Annotated in this window: 21 protein-coding genes; 12 read left to right on the top strand and 9 right to left on the bottom strand. The window is 76.1% G+C overall.

Features of this window, described 5'->3' with window-relative positions; genetic code table 11:
- The first annotated feature begins 14 nt into the window (after positions 1–14).
- Together ACFRAR_RS04905 and lanKC are read left to right on the top strand one after the other, a co-directional pair.
- On the top strand, positions 15–1,235 hold the full coding sequence (locus tag ACFRAR_RS04905) for an MFS transporter (protein ID WP_380694832.1): 1,221 nt from the start codon (positions 15–17) through the stop codon (positions 1,233–1,235).
- A 51-nt stretch (positions 1,236–1,286) separates the two neighbouring features.
- Entirely contained in the window at positions 1,287–3,812 is a 2,526-nt protein-coding gene (lanKC, locus tag ACFRAR_RS04900) for a class III lanthionine synthetase LanKC (protein WP_380694830.1), read from the top strand.
- An 81-nt stretch (positions 3,813–3,893) separates the two neighbouring features.
- Here lanKC and ACFRAR_RS04895 read toward each other — a convergent pair whose 3' ends face one another.
- On the bottom strand, positions 3,894–5,771 hold the full coding sequence (locus ACFRAR_RS04895; protein ID WP_380694828.1) for a BTAD domain-containing putative transcriptional regulator: 1,878 nt from the start codon (positions 5,769–5,771) through the stop codon (positions 3,894–3,896).
- A gap of 589 nt (positions 5,772–6,360) precedes the next feature.
- Here ACFRAR_RS04895 and ctaD point away from each other — a divergent pair.
- The 5 genes from ctaD to ACFRAR_RS04870 all read left to right on the top strand — a co-directional run bounded on the left by ctaD (position 6,361) and on the right by ACFRAR_RS04870 (position 11,260).
- A complete protein-coding gene (ctaD, locus tag ACFRAR_RS04890; protein ID WP_380694826.1) occupies positions 6,361–8,181 on the top strand; it encodes a cytochrome c oxidase subunit I in 1,821 nt (606 codons plus the stop codon).
- A gap of 140 nt (positions 8,182–8,321) precedes the next feature.
- On the top strand, positions 8,322–8,855 hold the full coding sequence (locus ACFRAR_RS04885) for a hypothetical protein (protein WP_380694824.1): 534 nt from the start codon (positions 8,322–8,324) through the stop codon (positions 8,853–8,855).
- Between the two features lie 175 nt (positions 8,856–9,030).
- Positions 9,031–9,750, top strand: coding sequence for a response regulator (locus ACFRAR_RS04880; RefSeq protein ID WP_380694822.1), 720 nt, complete (start codon positions 9,031–9,033; stop codon positions 9,748–9,750).
- A gap of 138 nt (positions 9,751–9,888) precedes the next feature.
- Positions 9,889–10,329 carry a pyridoxamine 5'-phosphate oxidase family protein gene (locus ACFRAR_RS04875; protein WP_380694820.1) on the top strand — a complete coding sequence of 147 codons (441 nt, stop codon included), beginning with the start codon at positions 9,889–9,891 and terminating at the stop codon, positions 10,327–10,329.
- Between the two features lie 100 nt (positions 10,330–10,429).
- Entirely contained in the window at positions 10,430–11,260 is an 831-nt protein-coding gene (locus ACFRAR_RS04870) for an alpha/beta fold hydrolase (protein ID WP_380694818.1), read from the top strand.
- A 76-nt stretch (positions 11,261–11,336) separates the two neighbouring features.
- Here ACFRAR_RS04870 and ACFRAR_RS04865 read toward each other — a convergent pair whose 3' ends face one another.
- A complete protein-coding gene (locus ACFRAR_RS04865; RefSeq protein ID WP_380694926.1) occupies positions 11,337–13,034 on the bottom strand; it encodes a GAF domain-containing protein in 1,698 nt (565 codons plus the stop codon).
- Positions 13,035–13,427: 393 nt separating this feature from the next.
- Between ACFRAR_RS04865 and ACFRAR_RS04860 the strand changes: the two genes are divergently transcribed.
- Positions 13,428–14,279, top strand: coding sequence for a universal stress protein (locus ACFRAR_RS04860; protein WP_380694816.1), 852 nt, complete (start codon positions 13,428–13,430; stop codon positions 14,277–14,279).
- Positions 14,280–14,467: 188 nt separating this feature from the next.
- Complete coding sequence (locus ACFRAR_RS04855) at positions 14,468–15,481, top strand: Acg family FMN-binding oxidoreductase (RefSeq protein WP_380694814.1); 1,014 nt, start codon at positions 14,468–14,470, stop codon at positions 15,479–15,481.
- A gap of 79 nt (positions 15,482–15,560) precedes the next feature.
- Here the strand turns inward: ACFRAR_RS04855 and ACFRAR_RS04850 are convergent, their stop codons facing one another.
- From ACFRAR_RS04850 to ACFRAR_RS04840, 3 genes are read right to left on the bottom strand one after another with little or no spacing between them, the layout of a single operon-like run.
- Entirely contained in the window at positions 15,561–16,061 is a 501-nt protein-coding gene (locus ACFRAR_RS04850) for a copper chaperone PCu(A)C (protein ID WP_380694812.1), read from the bottom strand.
- Positions 16,058–18,301, bottom strand: coding sequence for a heavy metal translocating P-type ATPase (locus ACFRAR_RS04845; protein WP_380694810.1), 2,244 nt, complete (start codon positions 18,299–18,301; stop codon positions 16,058–16,060). The genes ACFRAR_RS04850 and ACFRAR_RS04845 overlap by 4 nt, the downstream gene beginning before the upstream one ends.
- On the bottom strand, positions 18,298–18,459 hold the full coding sequence (locus ACFRAR_RS04840) for a hypothetical protein (RefSeq protein WP_380694930.1): 162 nt from the start codon (positions 18,457–18,459) through the stop codon (positions 18,298–18,300). Before ACFRAR_RS04840 ends, ACFRAR_RS04845 begins: the two co-directional genes overlap by 4 nt.
- A 278-nt stretch (positions 18,460–18,737) precedes the next feature.
- Here ACFRAR_RS04840 and ACFRAR_RS04835 point away from each other — a divergent pair, with 278 nt between their 5' ends.
- A complete protein-coding gene (locus tag ACFRAR_RS04835; RefSeq protein ID WP_380694808.1) occupies positions 18,738–20,003 on the top strand; it encodes a beta-ketoacyl-[acyl-carrier-protein] synthase family protein in 1,266 nt (421 codons plus the stop codon).
- On the opposite strand, the gene ACFRAR_RS04830 is transcribed toward ACFRAR_RS04835, so the two are convergent.
- The 3 genes from ACFRAR_RS04830 to ACFRAR_RS04820 all read right to left on the bottom strand — a co-directional run bounded on the left by ACFRAR_RS04830 (position 20,000) and on the right by ACFRAR_RS04820 (position 22,304).
- Positions 20,000–20,401 carry an NTP pyrophosphohydrolase gene (locus tag ACFRAR_RS04830; protein WP_380694806.1) on the bottom strand — a complete coding sequence of 134 codons (402 nt, stop codon included), beginning with the start codon at positions 20,399–20,401 and terminating at the stop codon, positions 20,000–20,002. The two genes, ACFRAR_RS04835 and ACFRAR_RS04830, sit on opposite strands and share 4 nt — an antisense overlap.
- A 124-nt stretch (positions 20,402–20,525) precedes the next feature.
- Entirely contained in the window at positions 20,526–20,939 is a 414-nt protein-coding gene (locus ACFRAR_RS04825) for a PPOX class F420-dependent oxidoreductase (RefSeq protein WP_380694804.1), read from the bottom strand.
- 33 nt (positions 20,940–20,972) lie between these two features.
- Entirely contained in the window at positions 20,973–22,304 is a 1,332-nt protein-coding gene (locus ACFRAR_RS04820; RefSeq protein ID WP_380694802.1) for a D-alanyl-D-alanine carboxypeptidase family protein, read from the bottom strand.
- A 143-nt stretch (positions 22,305–22,447) separates the two neighbouring features.
- Between ACFRAR_RS04820 and ACFRAR_RS04815 the strand changes: the two genes are divergently transcribed.
- Positions 22,448–22,645 carry a hypothetical protein gene (locus ACFRAR_RS04815; RefSeq protein ID WP_380694800.1) on the top strand — a complete coding sequence of 66 codons (198 nt, stop codon included), beginning with the start codon at positions 22,448–22,450 and terminating at the stop codon, positions 22,643–22,645.
- On the opposite strand, the gene ACFRAR_RS04810 is transcribed toward ACFRAR_RS04815, so the two are convergent.
- Positions 22,642–23,451 (bottom strand): TetR/AcrR family transcriptional regulator, encoded by an 810-nt coding sequence (locus ACFRAR_RS04810; RefSeq protein WP_380694798.1) that lies wholly within the window; start codon positions 23,449–23,451, stop codon positions 22,642–22,644. The genes ACFRAR_RS04815 and ACFRAR_RS04810 overlap by 4 nt on opposite strands.
- A gap of 81 nt (positions 23,452–23,532) precedes the next feature.
- Here ACFRAR_RS04810 and ACFRAR_RS04805 point away from each other — a divergent pair, with 81 nt between their 5' ends.
- Positions 23,533–24,384, top strand: coding sequence for a siderophore-interacting protein (locus ACFRAR_RS04805; protein WP_380694796.1), 852 nt, complete (start codon positions 23,533–23,535; stop codon positions 24,382–24,384).
- Positions 24,385–24,541: the final 157 nt, after the last annotated feature.

Below are 24,541 nucleotides of genomic sequence, written 5' to 3'. Positions count from 1 at the left end.
CACGGAGGACGGCCATGGAGCCCACCCCACTCGCCCGCAACCGGGACTTCCAGCTGCTCTGGATCGGCGGCCTGCTGGCCTCGCTCGGATCCCAACTCGCCTCGATCGCCCTGCCGTTGCTCGTCCTTCGGGAGACCGGCTCGGCGGCTTCGGCGGGCGCCATCGGCACCGTCTCGGTGGGCGCCCTGCTGCTCACCATGCTGCCCGGCGGGGTGCTCGCCGACCGGATCGAACGCCGCCGGCTGATGCGGATCTGTGACGTCTTCAGCCTGCTCGCGGTCAGCGCCCTGGTCGTCGCCGTGCTGCGCGGGCACACCCCGCTGGCGCTGGTCCTGCTGGTCGCCGCCGCCGGGGCGCTGATCTCCAGCGTCTACGGGCCCGCGGCCGGCGGCCTGGTGCGCGCGGTGGTGCCCACCGGGCAGGCCCGTGAGGCCTCCTCCCGGATGCAGGCGCGCGGCGCCGCCGCCCGGCTGATCGGACCGATCGGCGGCGGGGCGCTGTTCGCCTGGCACCCGGTGCTGCCGTTCCTCGCCGAGGGCGTCGGACTGCTGCTGTCCACCGTCTGCGTGACGCTGATGCGGACCCGCTCACGGCCCGCCGCGAACCGCGGATCGGTCTTCAGCCGGGCCGAGTTGACCGCCGGACTGGCCTTCATCTGGCACCAGCCCTATCTGCGCACCCTGCTGCTGATCTTCGGCCTCGGGATGAACTTCGCGTTCAGCGCGCTGATGTTCACCACCCTGGCCGTCGCCTCCGACGGCGGCCGCTCCGGCATCGGCGGCGGCACGGTCGTCTCCTGCACGGCCGTCGGCGCCCTGGCCGGCGCGCTGCTCGCCCCGAGGCTCGACGCCCGGGCCCGGGACGGCAGCCTGGTCGCGCTCGCCTGCTGGGCCTGCGCGCTGACCGCCGGGGTGCTGGTGCTGACCAGGTCGCCGCTGCTGATCGGGCTGCTCTGCGCGGTCTGCATGTGCCTGTCCACCGTCGCCAGCATCGGTTTCGTCTCCGGCATGATGGTCGCCGCGCCGCGTGACCGGATCGGCCGGGTGCAGAGCGCCGCGGGCTTCCTGTCCACCCTGATCCAGCCGTTCGGCCCGCTGGCCGGCGGCACCCTGCTCGGCGCGCTCGGCGGCACCCGGACCTTCGCCCTGCTGGCCCTCGCCATCGCCCTCTGCGCGGCCGTGGTCACCTGGGCGCCGCCGGTCCGGCGCGGACCGGCGTTGAGCCCGGTGGTCTGAACACCGCCCGCTCCCGGAAGACTTCGGAAGATTCGGAACAGGAGGCCCGCCATGGCCGACACCCAGCTGTACTGCATCGCCGACCCGATGTACTACGACACCCCCGGACGGCTGAGCGACGAGGCGAGCCGCTACCCGCTGGGCCTCGGCGAGCCGCCCGAGGGCTGGCGGCGGGACCAGCGCGGGCTGTGGACGGTGCTGCGGCCCGAGGGGTCCAGGCTGCCGGAGCAGGGCTGGAAACTGCACGTGTCGGCGACGCTGGACGGCGCCGAGCGGACGCTGGCCGCCGTCGCGCGGATCTGCGCCGCCCGCCGGGTGTCGTTCAAGTTCCTGCGCAGCCCCGTGGCGCTGCGGGTGACGAACGGCAAGTACATGGGGCGGGGCAGCAGCGGCAAGTTCATCACCGCCTACCCCGTCACCGAGGACGAGTTCGTGGGCCTCGCCGAGGAGTTGGCGAAGGAACTGGACGGCCTTCCCGGGCCGTACGTGCTCACCGACCTGCGGATCGGCAACGCCCCGGTGTACGCGCGCTACGGGGCCTTCGTCGAGCTGTGGTGCCAGGACGAGGCCGGACGGACCGCCCCGGCCCTGCGGGACCCGTACGGCGCGCTGGTGCCGGACTCGCGCGAGCCGGTGTTCCGCACGCCCGACTGGGTCGAGCTGCCGCGGGCGCTGCGCCCGCACCTGGCCGCCCGGGAGGCGGCCTCCGGGGACCTGCCCTACCGGATCCTCGAGGTGCTCCAGTTCTCCAACGCCGGCGGGATCTACCTGGCCGAGCGCGACGGAGGCGGCGAACGGGTGGTGCTGCGCGAGGCCCGCCCGTACGCCGGGCTGGACGGCACCGGGACGGACGCGGTGACCCGGCTGCGGCGCGAGGAGTGGGCGCTGGAGCGGCTGGCCGGGCTGGACTGCGTGCCCCGGCTGCACGAGGTGCGCACGGTGTGGGAGCACACCTTCCTGGTCCAGGAGCACATCGAGGGCGTCCAGCTGTTCGCCGAGGCGATCCGGCGCTACCCGCTGGTGCACCAGAACTGCACGGCGGAGCAGCGCGCCGAGTACGCCCAGTGGGTCGCCGGGGTGGTGGAGGGGCTGGAGAAGGCGCTCGGCGCCCTGCACGAGCGGGGCGTGCGGTTCGGGGACCTCCACCCGGCCAACGTGGTGCTGCGGCCGGACGGGTCCGTGGTGCTGGTGGACTTCGAGTACGCGGCCGAGCTGGACGACCGGCGGGTGCCGACGGCCGGTGCGGCCGGACAGCACGTCCCGCCCGGGGTCCACGGCGCCGAGGCCGACCGCTACCTGCTGTGGGCCACCTGGCTGATGCTGCTGATGCCGGTACTGGAGCTGGCCGACTGCGAGCCGGGCAAGCTCCCGGCGCTGGAGCGGCGGGCGCGCGAGTGGTTCGGACTGGGCGAGGAGGCGGGGCCGGTGCGGCCGGGTGGCGTGGCGCTGGTGGAGTCGGCGAGCGAGCGGCGCGGGCGGGAGCTGCTGGCCGGGCCCTCGCTGGAACCGGCGCGCCGGGAACTGGTCGCCGGCATCCACGCGGGCGCCGGCCCGGACCGGACGGACCGGCTGTTCCCCGGGGACGTGGCCGGATTCGCGGACGGCGGCACCGGAGTGGCCCACGGCGCGGCCGGGGTGCTGTACGCGCTGCACCGCGCCGGGGCCGACTGGCCGCAGGAGTACGCGGACTGGCTGGTCGCGGCGGTGCGCCGGCGGCCGGACCGCCCGGGCACCGGCGGGCTGTACGACGGGCCGCTCGGCACCGCGCTGGCGCTGGCCCGGATCGGCCGGACGGAGGCGGCCGAGGAACTGGTCGAACGCACCCGCACCGCCCGCCCCGCGCGCGAGGTGGGGCTGTTCGGCGGCCGGGCCGGCGCGGCGCTCGCCCGGATGCGGCTGGCGGAGGCGCTGGACAGCCCCCGGGAGCTGGTCCACGCGGTGGTCGACGCCCGGGAGCTGGCCGCGGTGCTGCGCGGCGAGCAGGTGTCCGGGCTGGACGGGCCCGAGGCCGCCGGGCTGCTGTACGGGCTGGCCGGGATCGCGCTGCTCCACCTGCGGCTGTACCGGCGCACCGGGGAGCGGTGGCTGCTGGACTCCGGGCGGACGGCACTGGAGCGGGCGGTGGCGCGGTGCGTCCGGGTGCCCGACGGGTCGATGCAGGTGCTGGAGGCCGGGCGCCGGCTGGCCTACCTGGACCGGGGCAGCAGCGGGATCGCGCTGGTGCTGCGGGAGTACCTGGAGCACGGCGACGTGCGGGGCGGGGAGACCTTCCTGGCCGACGTGCGGAAGGTCTGCGCGCCCGGGTTCATCCGGGAGCCGGGGCTGTTCCGGGGGCGGGTCGGGCTGACCCTGGCGCTGGACCGGCTGGGCGGGGCTCCGGCGCGCGAGGACGTGCTCGGGCAGGTGCGGAAGCTGCACTGGCACCTGGTGGCCCGGCCGGAGGGGCTGCTGGTGCCGGGGATGCAGCTGCGGCGCTTCTCGGCGGACCTGCACACGGGGGCGGCGGGGGTGCTGCTGGCGCTGTGCGGGCTGGAGGGGGAACGGACGGACGTGCTGGACCTGCTGACGCTGGGGTGAGGGCGCTCGTGGCGCCGGGCCCGGGGGTTTCGTGCCTCCGGGCCCGAACCGCTGCTCCGCTCCGGGGAGGGGAGCGCGAGGTCATCCCAGGGCCGGGGCTCCGGCCGCGTCGGCGGCGCGTTCGCGGGCGTGCAGGTGGGTGAGGCGGGGGAGGGCGTACAGGGCCGCGTGGGCGGTGACCTCGCCGGTGGGGGAGGTGACGGCGCCGGTGTCGGTGAGCGCCTCCAGGGTGCGCAGGGCGAGGCGTTCGGGGCGGCCGAGGGCGGCGGCCGCCTCGGGCAGGGTGAACAGCAGGGCGAGGGGCAGCGCGGCGAGCCGGGCCAGGCCGAGGCGGCCCTGGTCGGTGAGGTCGCGCCAGCCGGCGTCCAGCCGGGAGCGGACGGTGACGTCCCCGGCGACCAGTTCGTCCAGGGCGCCCGCCGGGTCCTCCAGCCGGGCCGCGTACTCCGCGAGCGGGAGGTGACGCAGGACGGCCAGCCGGGTGCCCGCGACCCGTACGGCGAGCGGCAGCAGCCCGCAGGCGGCGACGATCCGGGCGGCGGCCGCGCGGTCGGTGCCGATCCGGCCGGTGCCGACGATCCGGCCGAGCAGGTCGAGGGCCTCGGCGGGGGCGAGCGGGGGGACGGCGACGCGGCGCACCGAGGCGAGGCCGGCCAGTTGGCTGCGGGAGGTGACCAGGACGGCGCTGGGGCCGAAGCCCGGCAGCAGCTCGCGGACCACGGCCTCGCCCGGGGCGTCGTCCAGGACCAGCAGCAGTCGGCGGCCGGCCAGCGAGGCGCGCCAGAGGGCGGCGGCCTGGGCCGTGTCGCCGGGTCTGGAGCCGGTCGGGCCCGGCCCGGCGGGCGCCGCTCCGGAAGGTGCCGGGCCGGGGCGCCCGGTGAGGGCGGCGAGTTCGGCGAGCACCTCGGGCAGCGGGCGCGCGGTGCCGTCCTCGGTGCGCAGCCGGACCAGCACCCGGCCGTCCGGGAAGCGGTCGGCGAGCAGGTGGCCGGCGTGCACGGCGAGCGCGGTCTTGCCGCTGCCGGCCGGGCCGGAGAGCACCGCGACGCGCCCGCTTCCCTCGCCCAACTCGTCGATGAGGTCGCGTAGTTCATCTGTCCGGCCGGTGAAGTCGGCGGTGTCGGCGGGGAGCAGTGCGCCGGTCGGGGAGGCGCCGCGCTCCGGGCGGGCGGCGGTGGTCCGGGCGTGGCCGCGGGCGAGCAGTTCGCGGTAGCGGGCGGTCAGCGCGGGGCTCGGCTCCAGGCCCAACTCGCGGGCGAGCAGCTGGCGGTGGGTGTCGTAGACGGCGAGCGCCTCGGCCTGGCGGCCGGAGAGGTGCAGGGCGTTCATCCGGGCGGCCTGGAGGCGTTCGCGCAGCGGGTGGCGCTCGGCGAGCTCGGCCAGTTCCTCGGCCACCGCGGCGGCGTTGCCGAGCTCCAACTCGGTCTCCGCCCAGTCCTCGTGGACGCCCAGGCAGCGGGCCTCCAGCCGTTCGGCCTCGGTCTCGACGGCGGGCGAGCAGCGCAGGTCGGCGAGCGGCGGGCCCTGCCACAGGTCGAGGGCCTGGCGCAGCAGCCGGGCGGCGGGGGCGAGCGCTCCGCCGTCGGCGGCGGCCCGGCCGGCCCGGGCGAGGGCGCGGAACCGGAGCAGGTCCAGCTCCGGTTCGGCGGCCCGCAGGAGGTAGCCGCCGGCCGAGTGCACCAGCCGGTCCGGCCGGTCCTCGCGGCCGAGCAGGGTGCGCAGGGTGCAGATGTAGACCTGGAGGTTCTTGCGGGCGGTGCGCGGCGGCTCCTCGGGCCAGACCGCGTCGGTGAGCAGGTCGACCGGGACGGCCGTGTTGGCACGGCTCAGCAGGACGGCCAGCACCAGCCGCTGCTTCAGCGGCCCGAGGGCCAGCGGGCGGCCGTCGGCCTCGCCGGCGAGCGGGCCGAGGACGGCGAAGCACAGCCGGGTGGGGGCGGCGGGCTGGGCCAGGGGCATCGGCGTACCTCCGGGGCGTGGGCGGCGGCCGGGGTGGGCGGCGGCCGGGCGTCGGTGGGCGCAGGCTACTTGACGGCCGATCGGCGCTGAAGGGCACGGAATCGACGGGGTTCGGTCACGTCATGCACACAACCGGGGCCTCGGCGGGCACGGCCCGGGGTGGGGTGCGGGCCGGGGTCCTGACGGTGTCTCCGCAGGTGGGAGGTGGTGGTGGGGGCCGCCAGGGCGGGCCGGGCGGGCGGCTCCGGGGGAGCGTTCGGGCGGGTGTACGAGGGTGTGGGGAGGGAGGCGTTCCGGCGGTTCTCGACCGGGGCTCCGCGCGCCGGTGAGCGCGGCCCGAGCGGGCGGCCCCGTACGGGCGGGCGCGCGGGCGGGCGAGGTGCGGGTGAGGCGCGGGCACCGGCCCGGCCTCGGACCCGACGTCCGGTCAGGAGGTCCCGGGCAGGCGGTCGGGAGGTCCCGGTCGGGGCCCGGGAACTCGGGCCCAGCGGCCCCGGCCGGGCGGGCCGAAGGGCCCTGGGGTGCGGAGGCGCCCAGTTCGGATCATGGATCGCCATCCATTCGCACGACGTTCCGAAGGAGTGCGTCCTTGAGCGCCACCCAGGCACAGGGCGACCCCACCTCACCGCCAACCGCCCTTCCGGCCGGGGCGGTCAGGGTCAGGAGGCCCGGCTCGGCCCTGGTCAGACTGCTGACCACCACCGACCACAAGACGATCGGCACCATGTATCTGGTGTCCGCATTCGCGTTCTTCCTGATCGGCGGCATCCTCGCCCTGGTCATGCGCGCCGAACTCGCCCGGCCCGGAACGCAGATCCTCTCCAACGAGCAGTTCAACCAGGCGTTCACCATGCACGGCTCGGTGATGCTGCTGCTGTTCGCCATGCCGCTGTTCACCGGCTTCGCCAACTGGATCATGCCGCTCCAGATCGGCGCGCCGGACGTCGCCTTCCCGCGCCTGAACATGCTGTCCTTCTGGCTGTTCATGTTCGGCTCGCTGATCGCCGCGGCCGGCTTCGCGACCCCGCAGGGCGCCGCCGACTTCGGCTGGTTCCTCTACGCGCCGCTGTCCGACGCGATCCACTCGCCCGGTGTCGGCGCCGACATGTGGATCATGGGCGTGACGCTGTCCGGCTTCGGCAGCATCTTCGGTGCGGTCAACTTCATCACCACCATCATCTGCATGCGCGCGCCCGGCATGACGATGTTCCGGATGTCCATCTTCTGCTGGAACGTGCTGCTGACCTCGATCCTGGTGCTGCTGGTCTTCCCGGTGCTGGCCGCCGCGCTGCTGGCGCTGGAGTGCGACCGCAAGTTCGGCTCGCACGTCTTCGACCCGGCCAACGGCGGGGCGATGCTCTGGCAGCACCTGTTCTGGTTCTTCGGCCATCCCGAGGTGTACATCCTGGCGCTGCCGTTCTTCGGGATCGTGTCGGAAGTCATCCCGGTGTTCAGCCGGAAGCCGATGTTCGGCTACTCCGGTCTGATCGCGGCCACCATCGCCATCGCCGGCCTGTCGGTGACGGTGTGGGCGCACCACATGTACGTCACCGGACAAGTGCTGCTGCCGTTCTTCTCGTTCATGACCTTCCTGATCGCCGTGCCGACCGGGGTGAAGTTCTTCAACTGGGTCGGCACCATGTGGAAGGGCTCGCTGAGCTTCGAGACCCCGATGCTCTGGACGGTCGGCTTCCTGGTCACCTTCCTGTTCGGCGGCCTGACCGGCGTGCTGCTCGCGGCCCCGCCGATCGACTTCCACGTCTCCGACTCGTACTTCGTGGTCGCGCACTTCCACTACACGCTGTTCGGCACCGTGGTGTACGCGATGTTCGCCGGCTTCCACTTCTGGTGGCCGAAGATGACCGGCAAGAAGCTCGACGAGCGGCTCGGCCGGATGACCTTCTGGACCCTGACCGTCGGCTTCAACGCCACCTTCCTGGTCCAGCACTGGCTGGGCGTCGAGGGCATGCCGCGCCGGTACGCCGACTACCTGGCCTCGGACGGCTTCACCACCCTGAACACCGTCTCCACCATCGGCTCGTTCCTGCTCGGCCTGTCGATCCTGCCGTTCCTCTACAACGTCTGGAAGACGGCCAAGTACGGCGAGAAGGTCACCGAGGACGACCCGTGGGGCTGGGGCCGCTCGCTGGAGTGGGCGACCTCCTGCCCGCCGCCGCGGCACAACTTCGTCAAGCTGCCGCGGATCCGCTCCGAATCCCCGGCCTTCGACCTCCACCACCCGGACATCGCGGCCCGGGACTACCTGGAGTACAGCGGGGAGCCCGCCAAGCACCTGGCCGACGTGGAGCCGGCGAAGTACGACCGGCCGCTGAGCCGGGCGGACCGGGCGGCCGCCGCCCTGGCCGTCAAGCGCCCCGCGCCCGCCGATCCGCCCTCCTCGGAGGGCTGATCCCGGGGCCCGCCTCCAGAGGGGCGGGCCCCACCCCCAGCGCCGTCCCCACCCGCGTCGCCGCCCCCGCGGGCGGGCGGGGACGGCCCCGTCACATCCAGTCCAGTTCGATCTCCCGTTCGATCCAGGAAGGCCGGATCGTGAACCACACCGTTCTCGCCATCGGCACCGCCGCGCTCACCGCGAGCGGCTGTGTCTGGTACCTGCCCGCCATCGCCGACCTCCAGGCCGGCGCCGACCGGCCCCGCTCCACCCGTACGGCCGCCGCGGCCTGCGTGCTGTGGTGGGCCGGGCTCGCACTCGCGGGCGGGCTGCTGCTCGTCCTGCCGGACTGGCGGCCGGCCGCGCAGATCGCGCTCGCCGGACTGGTCGGCGGCGCGGCGCTGCGGATCCGGGCCCTGTGGGAGCGCCGCCGGGAGGTGCGGGAGACGGCGGCCCGCTGGGCCGCCCTGGACGCCGGGCCCGCCCCGCGCTCCGACCGGCCGCCGGCGCTCGCGCTGGCCGGCTGGCTGGTGGTGGGCGCGGCCGTCGCCTCGCTCGGGGCGGTGGCGATCCTGCTCTCGGGCGGCGGCGAGGTCGTGCCCCGGGTGGTGCTCGCGGCGGTCAGCGGGGCGGGCGTCGCGCTCGCCTTCCTGCTGATGGGCCTGGGGAACGTCCGGCGGCAGGGGCGCTGAGCCCCCGCGCCCGGACCCTTGGGCCCGGACCCCGCGCCCAGGGCAGGACGGGCCCAGAGCACTCCGACCCCGTCCGAATGGGGCCGTTGGGCCCTGGGCCCGCGGCCGTTCCCGGGGGGATGATGCCCTGGGCCCCGCTGGCAGTGTGCGGGGGTGACGAAGGTGGAGCCGCGTGATGGCGACCAAGACGGAGGGCGCCGAGGCCTCGGCGCCGGTCCGGGTGTTCCTGCTGGACGACCACGAGGTGGTGCGCCGCGGGGTGTACGACCTGCTGGACGGCGAGCCGGACCTGGAGGTGGTCGGGGAGGCCGCGACGGCCGAGCAGGCGCTCGTCCGGGTGCCGGCCCTGCGGCCCGACGTGGCCGTGCTGGACGTCCGGCTCGGCGACGGCGACGGCGTCTCGGTCTGCCGCGAGCTGCGCTCGCGGATGCCCGACCTGGCCTGTCTGATGCTGACCTCCTTCGACGACGAGGAGGCACTGCTGGACGCCGTGATGGCGGGCGCCGCCGGGTACGTGCTCAAGCAGATCAGCGGGACGGACCTGATCGCCGCCGTCCGCACCGTGGCCTCCGGGCGCTCGATGCTGGACCCCGGCGCCGCGACCCGCCTGCTGAACCGCCTGCGCAGCGACGCCGAGCCCGCCCAGCCGGTCACCACCGGGCCGGGCCTGACCGCGCGCGAGCAGGAGGTCCTCGAACTGATCGGCGAGGGCCTGACCAACCGGCAGATCGGCGAGCGGCTCTACCTCGCCGAGAAGACCGTCAAGAACCACGTCTCACGGCTGCTCGCCAAGCTCGGCGTCGAGCGGCGGGTGCAGGCCGCCCTGATCGCCACCGAGCTGCGCCAGGCCTCCGCCGCCCCGCAGTCCTCCGCGCTGCGCTCCGGCCGGTACTGACGCCGACGGGCCCCGACGGGGCCGAGGGGCCCGGGCCGACGTCCCCGGCCCCTCGCCCCCCGGCCCGGGTCCAGGCCCGGCCGCGCCGGGACCATCGGCCCTCGCGACCCGGCCCGGCCCCGGGCGAGCATCGCTCGCATGAACCGCGACCACGTTCCGTCTCCCCGGTCCTCCTCGTGCGGGCCCTCCTCGCACGGGTCCTCCTCGTACGACCGGACCGATCTCCCCGGACTCCGCGAACTCGACCGGAAGCGGTCGCTGGAGCTGCTGTCCCGGGCCGCCGTCGGCCGGGTGGTCTACACCGTCCACGCCCTCCCGGCCGTCCTGCCGGTGTCCTTCCGGCTGGGCCCCGGCGGCGTGCTGGTCTCGGCGCCGGCCGACTCCGAACTGGCCCGGGCGGTGGACGGCGCCGTGATCGCCTTCGAGGCCGACGAGGTGGACGGCCGGGACGGCTCCGGCTGGTTCGTCACCGTCCTCGGCCGGGCCCAGGTCCGCCCGGCCACCGGGGCGGCCGACCCGGACGCCACGGTACGGATCCGGATCCGCCCGGAGCTGGTCATCGGCCGCTGCCTGACCTGAGTACCGGCCCGGCGGGAAGCGGCAACACTCGTGTGGTGCAAGGGAGTTCAGGTCTGATGGGGGGTCGACCCGGCGTGGCCGCCCGGCCTAGGATCGCGTCATGACCGATTCCGCCGCCACCCCCGAGCCGCGCTCGTTCGACAGCGGCCACGGCCGTCTCGCCTACCTCGACGCCGGCTCCGGCGAGCCGCTGGTGCTGCTGCACGGCGGTCTGCTGGACCACCGGAGCTGGGGCGACCAGCTCCCCGCCCTGCTGCCCGAGTACCGGGTGATCGCGCCGGACGTCCGGGGCCACGGCGCCTCCGACAACGCGAGCGGTCCGTTCCGCCCCGCCGACGACCTGGCGGACCTGCTGCGCCACCTCGGCCTCGGGCCGCTGGTCGTGGTCGGGCTGTCCATGGGCGGGACGATCGCCCTCGACCTGGCGCTCGAACACCCCGAGCTGGTCGGCGCGCTGGTGATCAGCGGCAACGGCACCAGCGAGCCCGAGTTCACCGACCCGTGGCTCGGCGAGATCGCCGCCGAGGAGGAGGCCGCGATCGCCCGGGGCGACGGCGACGGCTGGGTCGACGCGTTCACCCGACTCGCCGCCGGGCCGCACCGGAGCCTGGACGAGGTCGACCGGGAGGTGGTGCGCCGGCTCAAGGAGATGACCCGGAACACCATCGCCAAGCACACCCCCGACGAGCCCCGGCACCAGGTGCCGGTGGCCGACACCTGGAAGCGGCTGGCCGGGATCACCGTCCCGCTGCTGGCGATCAACGGCGGCGGCGACTCGGTCGACCACGTCGGCATGGCCGAACGGGTCGCCCGCACCGTCGCCGACGGGCGGGTGGCGACCGTCGAGGGCACCGGGCACTACCCGAACATGGAGCGGCCCGCGGAGTTCAACGCCCATCTGCTGGGCTTCCTGCGCTCCCTGCGGGGCTGAGCGGCCCGCGCCGGGCAGGGGTGTGAGCGGTCCGCGCCGGGCGGGGGGACGGGCGGCCGCGCCGGGCGGGAGGCCCTCAGGACCCGATCGGGGCCTCCCACACCAGCCGGGTGCCGCCGCCCTCGGCCGGCTCGATCGCGAAGGAGCCGCCGACCCGCTCGGCGCGCTCCGCCAGGTTGCGCAGCCCGCTGCGCCGCCCGCCCTCGGGCACCCCGACGCCGTCGTCCGTCACGGTCAGCGCCACCCGCCCGGCCAGGGCGCGCAGCGTCACCTCGACCCGCGAGGCCTTGGCGTGCCGGGCGGCGTTGCTGAGCGCCTCGGCGAGGACCGCGACCACGTGCCCGGCCAGCTCCTGCGGCACGTCGGTGTCCAGCAGCCCCTCCATGCTCAGCCGGGGCGGGAAGCCGAGGGTGCCCTGGGCGTCGGTGACCACCCGGGTGGCGCGGGCGCGCAGGCCCCGGTCCGGCTCGCTGTGGGCGCGCAGGCCGAAGATCGTCGAGCGGATGATCTTGATGGTCTCGTCCAGGTCGGCCACCGCCCGGGCCACCCGGTCCGCCGCGGCCTCGCTCTCGATCAGCCGGCCCGCGCTCTGCAGCGTCATGCCGGTCGCGAACAGCCGCTGGATCGCCAGGTCGTGCAGGTCCCGGGCGATCCGGTCACGGTCCTCCAGCAGGTTCAACTGCTCGGCGTCGCGCCGCCGTTCGGCCAGCTCCAGGGCCAGCGCCGCCTGGTCGGCGAAGCCCAGCAGCGGGCCGGTCTCCTCCGGGCCGAAGGCCGGCTGCCCCTGCTGCCGGGCCAGCAGCAGCACGCCCCGCCCGTACCCGGCGCCGGTGCCCAGCGGCACCGCCACCGCCGCCCCCAGCCCGTCGAAACGGCCCGCCGGGCCGGCCGGGAAACGGGTGTCGCAGGCCAGCTCGTCGCTGGTGGCCGGCGAGCCGGAGACGTACGCGGCGCCGGACAGGGTGCCGTCCACGGGCACCGTCACCCCCAGCCGCGCGGACGGCGTGCCGCCCAGCGCGACCTCCACGCTCAGCTCCTCGGCGCGCTCCTCCGGGCCGGCCAGCGCCACCGAGACGTCCGCCAGCTCGGCGCCGGATATCTCCCGGGCCCGGCGGGCGATCAGCTCCACCACCTCCAGCCGCGGCGCCCCCGACAGCAGGCTGCGGGTGATCTCGGTGCTGGCCCGCAGCCAGCGCTGGCGCAGCTGGGCCTCCTCGTACAGCCGGGCGTTGTCGATCGCCACGCCGGCCGCGACGGCCAGGGTGGCGATCACCGCCTCGTCGTCCTCGTCGAAGTCCAGCCCGCCGCGCTTGTCGGTCAGGTAGAGGTTGCCGAACACCTCGCCGTGCACCCGCACCGGCACCCCCAGGAAGGTGTGCATCGGCGGGTGGTTCGGCGGGAAGCCGACGCTCGCCGGGTGGTCGGACAGCACCGGGCAGCGCAGCGGCCGCGGATCGCGGATCAGCTCGCCCAGGATGCCCCGGCCGGAGGGCGGCGGGCCGATCTCGGCCATCTCCTCCTCGGTCAGGCCCACGGTCAGGAACTGCGACAGGGTGTGCCCGTCCGGCCCGATCACCCCGAGCGCCCCGTACCGGGCGTCCACCAGGTCGACGGCGGCCTCCACGATCCGGTGCAGCGCCTGCGCCAGGTCCAGCTCCCGACCGACCGCCAGCACCGCCTCCAGCAGGCTGTGCACCCGGTTCTGGGTGCCGCGCGCCGCGTCGATGCGCCACTGGAGCTCCTCCAGCAGCTCGTCCAGGCGCAGCCGTGGCATCCGCGCGCCGCCACCCGCCGCGCTGCCGTCCGCTCCGCCCACCGCTGTCCTCCTCGTCGTGCTGCCCTGACCGGCCCGTCCGCCATCCGGACGCGTCCCGACCGCTTTCCGGGCGGTCGCCCCCCGCCGTCCCGTCCGGCCGGGTGCCCGCCCGACCAGCGGGATTGCCGTGTTCACGGTAATGCCCACGTGTCGGGGGTGGGGACGGCGGGGTCGACCGTAGGCTCCGTCGGGCGGGCCTTTCGTCCCGTCACGCAGGGCCCTGCGGCCTCTGCCGCCGGCCCGTGAGCGGCTGCCAGGGTGGGGGTGGAGCGGACGGGGCGTCAGAGCGCACCGCGGCCCGCACCGAACCGCCGAGCGTCGACAGCGTGTCGACAGTGTGGAGGAAGACTCATGACGTCAACCGTTCTGGTCGGGATCGACGGCTCGCCGCAGAGCACCGCCGCCGCCCACTGGGCCGCCGCCGAGGCGGTGCGCCGGGGCGCCTCGCTGCGCCTGGTGCACGCCTGGCCGTGGCTGACGGACGGGGTGTCGTCCTTCGCCGAGGCGGACGACCTGCCCGAGGCCGTCCGGCACACCCTGGCCGAGGCCGCCGAGGAGATCCGCGGCCTGCACCCCGACCTGGCCGTGGAGACCGACGCCGTCCTGGACGCTCCGGTGGACGGCCTGCTGGCGGCCGCCGCCGAAGCGGAGCTGCTGGTGCTCGGCTCGCGCGGCCGCGGCGGCTTCACCGGGCTGCTGCTCGGCTCGGTCAGCATGTCGGTGGCCGGGCGCAGCACCGTGCCGCTGGTCGTGGTGCGCGAGGAGGCCACGGCCGGCGCGGCCGAGGTGGTGGTGGGCGTCGACGCCCACACCCCGGAGGCCGAGGTGCTCGACTTCGCCTTCCGCGAGGCGGCCCTGCGCGGCGCCCGGGTCCGGGCCGTGCACGGCTGGGACCTGCCGCCGATGTTCGGCTACGCGGGCGGCGCCGTCCCGGCGGCCGAGCTCGGCCAGCTGGAGGCCCTGGAGGCCAAGCTGCTCTCGCTCGCCCTGGAAGGCCCCCGCGAGCGGCACCCGGACGTCGAGGTGGTCGAGGTCGTGCGGCTCGGCGCCGCCCGGGCCGTGGTCGAGGCCTCCGCCGGTGCCGCCCTGGTCGTGGTCGGCCGGGGGCGGCGCCCGATCGAGATCGGCCCCCGGCTCGGCCGGGTCGCGCACGCCGTCCTGCACCACGCCGAAGCCCCCGTCGCGGTCGTCCCGCACGGGTGACGGTCGGCCCGTCCGGTGGATCGGTCCCCGTCCCCGATCCACCGGACGGGTCCCACCGGGCGGGTCCCGTCGGGTCTTACGGCCCTGTCGCCCGGCGTCCCGGGGGCGCACGCTCGGAAGCAGTGGACCCCGGACGCCCGTGCGCGGGCCCCGCAGCCGAAGCCCCGCGGTTGAAGGAGTGGAACGCCATGACGCTCGACCCGGCTCTCACCCAGATGCTCAGCGCAGCCGACCTGCGTCTGCTGGCCGCCGCGGGCGGCGCGGCGCCGTCGCTGCACAACAGCCAGCCCTGGCGCTTCGTGCCGACCCCGGACGGGCGCGGGCTCGCCGTGTACGCCGACACCGGGCGCACCGTACCGCTGGCCGACCCGGCCGGCGCCGCCGTGCACATCGCGGTCGGCGCGGCCGTGTTCAACCTGCGGGTGGCGGCCGGGAAGCTGGACCGCGAACCGCTGGTCCGGCTGCTGCCGGAGGTCGCCGAACCCGAGCTGCTCGCCGTGTTCGACCTCTCCCGCCCCGCCGCCGCGGCGGTGCCCTTCGGCCGCGACCTCTACCCCGCCATCGCCGCCCGGCACACCAGCCGCGAGCCCTTCGCCCAGCGCGACGTGCCCGAGGCCGTGATCGGCGAGCTGATCGACGCCGCCCGCGCCGAGGGCGTGGCGCTGGCCGCGCTGGAGGAGGAGGGCGTACGGCGGGTAGTGGACCTGACCACCGAGGCGGAGAGCCGCAACGCCGCCGACCCGGCCCGGACCGCCGAGACCCGCGCCTGGCTGCGGCCCGACGACGGCACCGCCGAGGACGGCATCCCGCGCTCCGCGCTCGGCCCGCAGGACCACGACGCCCGGGTGCCGATGCGCGAGTTCTCCGGCCACCCGCCGCAGGGCCCCGCCCAGCCCTCCCGCCGCTTCGAGGCGCTGCCCCAGCTGTGCACCCTCACCACCCCCGGCGACGGCCCGCTGGACTGGCTGCGCACCGGCCAGGCGCTGGAGCGGGTCTGGCTGCTGGCCACCCTGCACGGCGTCCGGCTCACCATCTGGCACCAGGCGATCGAGTGGCCGGACACCCGCTGGGCGCTGCGCGACCCGGCCGCCGGGCCGGGCCACGTCCAGCTGGTGCTGCGCACCGGCTACGGCCCGCCCGGCGCGGCCACCCCGCGCCGCTCCGTCGAGGAGACACTCGGGGATCGCGGCCCGGTGGCCTGAGCGGCCGCCCGCGAACGCGAGGAGGCCGGACCACCCCCCCGGGTGGTCCGGCCTCCTCGCCGTACGGCGGTGCGAGCGGTCAGCGCGGCCGTGCGGCCGCCGGCAGGACCTGCGCGTCGAGCCGCAGCGGCGGGCTGTGGCGGAAGGTGAGGGTGAACTCCACCCACTGGCCGGCCCGCAGCGGTGGCGGGTCGGCGATCATCAGGTCGGCGTCCTCCGGGGACATCCGCAGCTCGCCGCCGCCCGGCACCGGCAGCGCCGCCGCCTCCCAGCGGCCCGCCGCGCCCTGGTGCAGATGCCGCTTCGGGGTGATCCGGCCGCCGAACTCCCAGACAGCGCCGGTCAGTTCGTCCGGTACGGCGCCCGGGTTGCGGATCGTGAAGAACGCCGCCGTGGCGGGCGACGCCCCCGCGACCGGCAGCAGCACCCAGCCGGGTCCGGCCTCGACCGGGCGGGCGCGGCCGGCCCCGCCGACCACCGTCCAGCCGGTGAGCAGGACCAGGGCGAGCACCGCCGCGCCGACCGGCGGGCCGGCCACCTTGAGCCGTTCGACCGCCTTCACCGCCTTCACCGCCCTCACCGCCGTCCTCCCCGTCGCGCGGAGCCGCCCCGGCCCGGTTCCCAGGTGCGCAGCCGCAGGCTGTTGCCCACCACGAGCAGCGAGCTGAGCGACATCGCGACCGCCGCCAGCATCGGGTTGAGCAGCCCGACCGCCGCCAGCGGGATCAGCACCAGGTTGTAGCCGAAGGCCCACAGCAGGTTGACCCGGATGGTGGCCAGGGTCTGCCGGGCCAGCCGGACCGCGTCCACCACGGCCTCGATGTCGCCGCGCACCAGGGTCAGCCCGGCCGCGCCGATCGCGGCGTCGCTGCCGGAGGCCAGCGCCACCCCGAGGTCCGCCGAGGCCAGCGCCACCGCGTCGTTGACGCCGTCGCCGACCACCGCGACCGTCCGCCCGGCGGCCCGCAGGTCGGCCACCACCGCGGCCTTGTCCTCGGGCGAGGCCCCGGCGTGCACCCGCTCGATGCCCAGCTCGGCGGCCACCGCCCGGGCCGCTCCGGGGCCGTCCCCGGTCAGCAGGACGGTCTCCAGGCCCAGCCCGCGCAGCCGGTGGAGGGCTCGCCAGCTGCCCTGGCGCAGCGTGTCGCCGACCGCCAGCACGGCCGCCGCCCGCCCGTCCAGTTCGACCGCGACGGCCGTGCGGCCCGCCTTCGCGGCCGCGTCGACCGCCTCGGCGAGGCCGGGCGGCAGCACGGTGTCGTCCGGCCGCACCACCCGGACGGCCCGGCCCCCGACCGTCCCGGACACTCCGAGCCCGGTGGCGGCCGCGAAGCCGTCGACGGCCGGCAGCGGACCGCAGCGCTCCCGGGCCGCCGCCGCGACGGCCCGGCCGATCGGGTGCTCGGAGCGGTGCTCGACGGCGCCCGCCGCCCGCAGCGCCTCCTCCTCGGTGACTCCGTCGGCCGTGGTGACGGCGGCCAGTTCCATCCGGCCGGTGGTCAGCGTCCCGGTCTTGTCCATCACCACGGTGTCCACCCGGCGCAGGCTCTCCAGCACCTCCGGGCCGCGCACCAGGACGCCCAGCTCCGCGCCGCGCCCGGTGGCCGCCAGCAGCGCCGTCGGCGTGGCCAGTCCGAGCGCGCACGGGCAGGCCACCACCAGCACCGCGACCGCCGCCGTCACCGCCGCCTGGGGGGCCGCGCCCGCGCCCAGCCAGAAGCCCAGCACGCTCGCCGCGACCGCGAGCACACAGGGCACGAACACCCCGGCCACCGCGTCCGCGAGCCGCTGCGCCCGGGCCTTGCCGGCCTGGGCCTCGGCCACCAGCGCGGTGATCCTGGCCAGTTGGGTGTCCGCGCCGACGGCCGTGGCCCGGACCACCAGCGCGCCGCCGACGTTCACCGTGGCGCCCGCCACCAGGGCGCCGGGGCCGACCTCGACGGGGACGCTCTCCCCGGTCAGCAGGCTCAGGTCGAGCGCCGAACCGCCGCCGACCACCACCCCGTCGGTGGCCACCCGCTCGCCCGGCCGGACCACGAACTCCTGCCCGGGCAGCAGCAGTTCGACCGGCACCAGGCGCTCCTCGCCGTCCGGCAGACGCAGGCAGACCTGCTTGGCGCCCAGCTCCGCCAGCGCGCGCAGCGCCGACCCGCTGCGCCGGCGCACCCGGCCCTCCAGCAGTCGCCCGGCCAGGACGAACAGCGGCACGCCGACCGCCGCCTCCAGGTACACATCGGCCGCGCCGCCGCCGTCGGCGGTCAGCGAGAACGGCATCCGCATGCCCGGATCGCCGGCCCCACCGAAGAACAGCGCGTACGCCGACCAGCCGTAGGAGGCCAGCACGCCGAGGCTCACCAGGGTGTCCATGGTCGCCGCCGCGTGCCGCAGCCCCTGCCAGGCCCGGCGGTGGAAGCCGGCCGACCCCCAGGTCACCACCGGGACGGCGAGCGCGAAGCAGACCCACTGCCAGGCGGTGAACTGGGCCGAGGGCACCATCGACAGCACCAGCACCGGGACGGCCAGGAGGGCGGTGACCAGCAGGCGCCACCGTTCGTCCGGTTCCTCGGGCATCGCGGTGACCGGCGCCCCGGCGGGCAGCGGATCGGCGGTGTAGCCGGCCCGTTCGACGGCCGCCACCAGCTCGGTGACCGGCACCCCGGCCGGGTGCAGCACCCGGGCCCGCCCGGTGGCCAGGTTCACCCCGGCCGTCACCCCCTCGATCCGCGACAGCCGCTTCTCGACGCGGCCCACGCAGGCGGCGCAGGTCATCCCGCCGACCGCGAGGTCCGTGGCGACCACGGCCTCGGCGACGGCGCTCACCGCATCCCGCCCATGTCGTGCCCGACCATCCCGGGCGACGAGCCGCTCCCGCCGCCCGGCCGCAGCCCGGGCGCCACCGGCCCCACCTGACGGCCCACCGCGTAGGCCACCACGAACACCACCACCAGCAGCAGGACGAACCCCGCCAGCACACTCAACGGCCGGACTCCCGGCGACTTCGCACTCACGCCCCAGCAGTCGGACGCGGCGCCGCGATGGTTCCCGTACGGCCGGAAGTTCTCCGGGTACGGAGCGGAGCAGCACCGGGGCCGCCGCACCGCATCGGAGGAATCCTACAAACCGTCCCCGGGGGAATCCGTCGGGAGTCGTACCTACCGTCGGTCAAATCCCCTGGCAGGGTGGCAGATGCCGCGAGCACCTCCCGCCCGGTTCCGGTGCGGGAGCTGTGCTCTGCCAACAAAAGGAGGACTGTCAGATGAACGCAGTGGTGACCGGGATGGGAGCCACCACGCCGCTCGGCGGGGACGTCCCCTCGACCTGGGCCGGGCTGCTGGCCGGGGAGTCCGGCATCCGCGCGATCGAGGAGGAGTGGGCGGCCGCACTGCCGGTGCGGATCGCCGGCCGGCTGCGGGTCGAACCGGGCGAGGTGCTCGACCGGGTGAAGGCCCGCCGGCTGGACCGGTGCGAGCAGATCGCGCTGATCGCCGCCCGCGAGGCCTGGGCCGACGCGGGGCGGCCCGAGGTCGAGCCGGAGCGGCTGGCCGTGGTCATCGGCACCGGCACGGGCGGAGCACTCACCATGCTCGGGCAGCACGACGTCCTGGAGGCCTCGGGGGTCCGCAAGGTCTCCCCGCACACCATCCCGATGCTGATGGCGAACGGGCCGGCGGCCTGGGTGAGCATCGAGCTCGGCGCGCGCGGCGGTGCCCACACCCCGGTCAGCGCCTGCGCGTCCGGCGCCGAGGCGATCGCGATGGGCCTGGACCTGATCCGGCTGGGCCGTGCCGACGTGGTCGTCGCCGGCGGGTCCGAGGCGTGCATCCACCCGCTCCCGCTGGCCGGATTCGCCCAGGCCAAGGCGCACTCCACCCGCAACGACGCGCCGCAGCGGGCGTCCCGGCCCTTCGACGTCGACCGGGACGGGTTCGTCATCGGCGAAGGCGCCGCCCTGGTGGTCCTGGAGCGGGCCGGGTTCGCCGCCGCGCGCCGCGCCCGGGTGCACGCCGTGCTGGCCGGCGCGGGCGTCACCTCCGACGCCCACCACATCACCGCCGCCCATCCGGACGGGCAGATCCGCGCCATGCGCCGGGCCCTGGCCGAGGCCGGCCTCGGGCCGGGCGACATCCGGCTCGTGCACGCCCACGCGACGTCCACCCCCACGGGGGACCTCACCGAGGCCGAGTCGGTCCGGGCGGCCGTCGGCCCGCACCCGGCCGTCACCGCCACCAAGTCGATGACCGGGCACCTGTTCGGCGCGGCCGGTGCCATGGGCGCGATCGCGACCGTCCTCGCCGTCCGGGACGGCGTCGTCCCCGCGACCGCCAACCTCGACCGGCTCGACCCGGCGATCGGCCTCGACGTGGTCGCCGGCCGGCCGCGCCACGGCGCCGTCCCGGCCGCGCTCACCAACTCCTTCGGCTTCGGCGGCCACAACGCCTCGCTGGTGTTCACCCAGGGGAGCCAGGGGTCCTTGTCCGGTCGATCCTGGCGGGCCCGGCAAGACCGGCCGGACAGGGCCTAAGGGCGCACGCTGCGCGGTCTGGTCACCCCGGCGCCCAACGCGCCGACCCGGGCGCGCAGTTCGCGGTCGGCGGTGACCACCAGGCAGGGGCGGTCCGGGGCCTCGGTGCGGGCCGCCCGGACGAGTTCCACGATCCGGTCGTCCCCGCTGCCGTCCGCCTCGGCCACCCGCACCCCGGGCACCCCGGCGACGCCCCGGGCCGCGCCCTCCAGCACCAGGACCACCTCCAGCGGTCCCGGCCGGTCGGGCACGCCCCGCTCGGCGACGGCGACCAGTGCGTCCCGCAGCCGCTCGGCGGCGCCGCGCCGGTTCCGCCACCAGCCGTCCGGGACGGAGCCGACCACGTTCGCGCCGTCCACCACCAGCAGGGGGAGCGGCGCCGCCTCGTTCTGTTCCATGGCCGTCAAGCCTGCCACCCGGGGCCGGTCACCCGGTCACCCGGTCACCCGGTCACCCGGTCACCCGGTCACCCGCTCACCCGGCCACCCGGTCCGGTGGACCGCCCGGGGAGGTGCCCGCCGGTCAGTCCGTCAGGGTGATCCGGATGCCGACGGTGCCGCGCTCACCGCGCCGCAGCCGACTGCCGAGCAGGGTGAGCACACCGAGCAGACCGTACTTCTGACGCAGCAGGGTGCGGTAGGCGGCGGTGCGCTCGGGGCCGAGGATCTCGGCGGTGGCGGGGTACTGCTCGCCGGTCGGCCTGCCCTTGACGTCGCACGGGCCGACCAGCACGTCCGCGCGGTTGCGGATCCGCTTGACCTTCCAGGAGTCCGCGACGGTCCAGACGCCGAGCGCCTCCCCGTCGCGCACCACCCACACCGGGGTCGGCACGGCGGTGCCGTCCTTCTTGTAGGTGGTGACGAGCAGGTAGCTCCCCGAGGAGAGCTGGACGATCCGGGCGAGCCGGTCGGCGGCGGAGGGGTCGGGCGTGGTCATGGCCGGAAGTCTAGGGCGTGTCGGGCACGGCGCTCAGCGCGGCGGCCGGGCGGTACGGGCCGCACGGGTGGTGCGCAGCAGGGCGCGGGTGCGGCGGGTCAGCCGGCGGTGGCCGCGGCCACCGATCCCGGTGGCGCCCCCGACGGCGGTGGTGCCGCCCCCGGGGTACGCCGGCTCCGGGCCGGCGGGTACGGCACGGCGGCGGGCGGTGATCCGGGCGGTGGCCCAGACGGCCAGGCCGGTGCCGAGCGCGGCGGCCGTCCAGAGGGCGGCGGCGAGGCCGGAGCCGGAGCCGCCGACCGGCGGGCGGGACCACGGCGGCAGCTGGTCGGCGGCCTCCGGTTCGGTCTGGGCCTCGGCGGCGGGGGAGGGCGCGGCGGTGTCCTCGACCAGCTTGCCGACCGGCTGGACCTTCCCGGCGGCGGCGAAGCCCCAGTCGAGCAGGCTGGCGGCCTCGTCGTAGACGGTGCCCTGGGCCTCGGGGTGCATGACCGTCACCAGCAGGGTGCGGCCGTCGCGCTCGGCGGCGCCGGTGAAGGTGGCGCCCGCGTTGGTGGTGTAGCCGTTCTTGACGCCGATCAGGCCCGGGTACTTGCCGAGCAGCCGGTCGGTGTTGGCGATGTCGAAGCTGGTGCGCCGGCCGGTGGTCCTGTCCATCCCGCCGGGGAAGCGCGCGGTGCGGGTGGAGCAGTAGGCGCGGAAGTCGGCGTTGCGCAGCCCGGCCCGGGCGAACAGGGTGAGGTCGTAGGCGGAGGAGACCTGGCCGTCCATGTCGTAGCCGTCGGGGGAGACGACCTTGGTGTCGCGGGCCTGGAGCGTCCGGGCGCGGTCCTGCATCTCGCTGACGGTCCGCTGGAGGCCGCCGTTCATGTGGGCGAGGACGTGGACGGCGTCGTTGCCGGAGCTGAGGAAGACGCCCCGCCAGAGGTCCTCGACCCGGTAGGGCAGGTCCTCCTTGACGCCGACCAGGCTGCTGCCGGCGCCGAGGCTGGCCAGCTCGGCCGGGGTGACCTTGTGCTCCAGCGAGCGGTCGAACTTGGGCAGCACGGTGTCCGCGAACAGCATCTTGAGGGTGCTGGCCGGGGGCAGCGGCAGGTGGGCGTCGCGGGCGGCCAGCACCTCGCCGGTGGCGGCGTCGGCGATCAGCCAGGAGCGGCCGGTCAGCTCGGCCGGCAGCGCGGGCGCCCCGGACAGCGGCGCGACCTGGACGGCCGGGCGGCCGAGCCGCTCCCCGCCGACGGGGGTGACGGAGTCCTGGGCGAGGGCCGCCGGGGCGGCCACGGCGAGTACCAGGGCGGAGGCGGCGGCGCCGGCCGCGGCTCTGGTGACGGAAGGTTTCTTCTGCGCCGCGTAGGTGGGGAGCACACGGCGAACGTACCCGGGCCGCCGCCGGGGCGCCGGGCCTGCTGCTCCGTCCGGAGCCGCCCGGGGAGCGGACGACTTTGGTGACGCCGGTCCGCACCGAAAGTCGGATGTCCGGCCCGGGGCGGCTTCCTACGCTCGGAAGCATGAAGACCCTGCTCGGCTACCTCGGTTTCGTGTTGATCGTCGGCGGCGCCTCCGGACTGGTGTCCGGCTGGATCGGCGGCTTCCGGCTGTTCGGGTTCGTCCGGTTCCTGGTGCCGGAGGGGCACGAGACCGCCGGGTACGCCGTCATGACGGCGCTCGGCGTCCTGCTGGCGATCCCGGCGGCCCGCCGGGGCTAGGGAGTGCCCGCCGCCGCCGAAGACTCCCTCTCCGAAGGCTCCCCCTCCGAAGGGTCCGCCGCCGCGATGCCGTCCAGCAGGACGGCGAGCCCGCTGCGGAAGGCCTCCCGGTGGCCGTCCTCCGGGCTGCCTCCGCCGGTGCTCTGGAGGGCGGTGAGCAGCGGGAAGCGCTCCGCGAAGTCCGGTGCCAGCTCGGCCAGTCGGGTGCCGCGGGCGGACCACCAGTCCTCGTCGGTGACGCCGGTCGCGGCCGCCGCGCCGCGCGCGTCGGCGGTGGCGGCGGCCAGCCCGCGGATGAACTGCCAGAGCGCCGAGACGGCCCCGCGCAGCCGCGGCGGCGGCAGGGCGGCCGGTCGCAGAGCCCCCAACAGCGCCTCCATCGCGGCGAGTTCGGCCGGGCCGAGGACCGGGCGGGCCTGCGAGACCTGGAGCACCCAGGGGTGGCGCAGGTAGCAGGCGTACAGCTCCTCGGCCCAGGCGGTGACGGCCTCCCGCCAGCCGCCCACCGCCGGCTGCCCGGTGGGGAGTTCGGCGAGCGCCCGGTCGTGCATCAGGTCGAGCAGTTCGGCCTTGCCGGGCACGTATGTGTAGAGCGCCATCGCGGTGCGGCCGAGCCGCTCGCCGACGGCGCGCATCGACAGCGCGGCCATGCCCTGGGCGTCGGCCACCGCGATCGCGGCCGACACGATGGCGTCCACCGTCAGGCCCGGCCTGGGGCCGCTGCGCCCGGCGCGGGGCTCCTCGGGCGCGCCCCAGAGCAGGGCCAGTGAGCGCTGGGCGTCGCCCTGCCCGGCATAGACGGTCATCCGACATCTCCTTATGGCGTAAAGTATCGCCGCCACGGCAACTCTTTATGCCGTAAGGTTACCAATCGAAGGGGTTTCGCGATGACACTGCCCGTCACCTTCGCCGAGGTCGTCGAGGTCCGCCGGATCACGCCGCGCACCGCCCGGATCACCTTCGCCGCCGAGGAACTGCCCGACACCGTCGGCGGAGCGCCCGACCAGCAGGTCAAGCTCTGCTTCCCGCGCCCCGGGCAGCGCGAGCCGGTGCTGCCCGCCCGGCAGGACGACCCGATGGGCTGGTACCAGGCCTACCTGGCGATCCCCGAGGCCGAGCGCCCGCTGCTGCGCGGCTTCACGCTGCGCCGCCGGCGGCCCGGCACCCGGCTGGTCGAGATCGACTTCGTGCTGCACGGCGACACCGGCCCGGCCGCCGCCTGGGCGCTGCGGGCCGAGCCCGGGGACCGGCTCGGCATGGTCGGCCCCTCCGCGCTGTACGGTCCGTCGGTGCCGTTCGCCGAGGCCGCGGCCGCCGCCGACTGGGTGCTGCTGGCCGGCGACGAGACCGCGCTGCCGGCGATCGCGACGCTGGTCGGGGCGCTGCCCGAGGGGGTGCGGGCGTACCTGTGGATCGAGGTCACCGACCGGGCGGAGCGTCAGGAGCTGGAGAGCCGCGCCGAGTTGGCGGTGGAGTGGCTACACCGCGACGGCGCCGCCCCGGGCGCGCTGCTGGCCGAGGTGTTTCGGGACGCCGCCTTGCCGGGCGGGGAGCCCTTCGTCTGGCTGGCCGGGGAGGCGGGGGCGGTCCGGGCGATCCGGCGGTACCTGGTCGAGGAGCAGGGGGTGTCGAAGGCGAGCATCGACTTCACCGGGTACTGGCGCCACCGGCTGACCCAGGACGACGCGCCGACCGCCGAGGACCTGGCGGACGCCCGGGAGCGGTCGGCCGGGTACTGACCCGGGCTCCTCGACGTTCCAGCCGTCCGTCCGACCGGCCGTCCAGCGGTCCAGCCGTCCGGCCGGTTGACCGGCCGGATCCGATCAGGGCCGATCGGCTGAAAGATGCCGATTCGGCCCGATATCCTCCGCGAATTTTACTGATTGATGGTCAACT

Origin of the sequence: Kitasatospora sp. NPDC056651, from assembly GCF_042792155.1 — a bacterium.
In the GTDB taxonomy this organism is placed as follows: Bacteria; Actinomycetota; Actinomycetes; order Streptomycetales; family Streptomycetaceae; genus Kitasatospora.
Note: the sequence above shows the minus strand (reverse complement) of the source record. Positions and strands in the feature narration are given on the sequence as shown.

Bases quoted from the DNA above. Each gene is read 5' to 3' on its own strand.
- ACFRAR_RS04905 (WP_380694832.1), top strand. From the start codon at position 15: ATGGAGCCCACCCCACTCGCCCGCAACCGGGACTTCCAGCTGCTCTGG.
- lanKC (WP_380694830.1), top strand. From the start codon at position 1,287: ATGGCCGACACCCAGCTGTACTGCATCGCCGACCCGATGTACTACGAC.
- ACFRAR_RS04895 (WP_380694828.1), bottom strand. From the start codon at position 5,771: ATGCCCCTGGCCCAGCCCGCCGCCCCCACCCGGCTGTGCTTCGCCGTC.
- ACFRAR_RS04880 (WP_380694822.1), top strand. From the start codon at position 9,031: ATGGCGACCAAGACGGAGGGCGCCGAGGCCTCGGCGCCGGTCCGGGTG.
- ACFRAR_RS04875 (WP_380694820.1), top strand. From the start codon at position 9,889: ATGAACCGCGACCACGTTCCGTCTCCCCGGTCCTCCTCGTGCGGGCCC.
- ACFRAR_RS04870 (WP_380694818.1), top strand. From the start codon at position 10,430: ATGACCGATTCCGCCGCCACCCCCGAGCCGCGCTCGTTCGACAGCGGC.
- ACFRAR_RS04865 (WP_380694926.1), bottom strand. From the start codon at position 13,034: ATGCCACGGCTGCGCCTGGACGAGCTGCTGGAGGAGCTCCAGTGGCGC.
- ACFRAR_RS04860 (WP_380694816.1), top strand. From the start codon at position 13,428: ATGACGTCAACCGTTCTGGTCGGGATCGACGGCTCGCCGCAGAGCACC.
- ACFRAR_RS04855 (WP_380694814.1), top strand. From the start codon at position 14,468: ATGACGCTCGACCCGGCTCTCACCCAGATGCTCAGCGCAGCCGACCTG.
- ACFRAR_RS04835 (WP_380694808.1), top strand. From the start codon at position 18,738: ATGAACGCAGTGGTGACCGGGATGGGAGCCACCACGCCGCTCGGCGGG.
- ACFRAR_RS04830 (WP_380694806.1), bottom strand. From the start codon at position 20,401: ATGGAACAGAACGAGGCGGCGCCGCTCCCCCTGCTGGTGGTGGACGGC.
- ACFRAR_RS04825 (WP_380694804.1), bottom strand. From the start codon at position 20,939: ATGACCACGCCCGACCCCTCCGCCGCCGACCGGCTCGCCCGGATCGTC.
- ACFRAR_RS04815 (WP_380694800.1), top strand. From the start codon at position 22,448: ATGAAGACCCTGCTCGGCTACCTCGGTTTCGTGTTGATCGTCGGCGGC.
- ACFRAR_RS04810 (WP_380694798.1), bottom strand. From the start codon at position 23,451: ATGACCGTCTATGCCGGGCAGGGCGACGCCCAGCGCTCACTGGCCCTG.
- ACFRAR_RS04805 (WP_380694796.1), top strand. From the start codon at position 23,533: ATGACACTGCCCGTCACCTTCGCCGAGGTCGTCGAGGTCCGCCGGATC.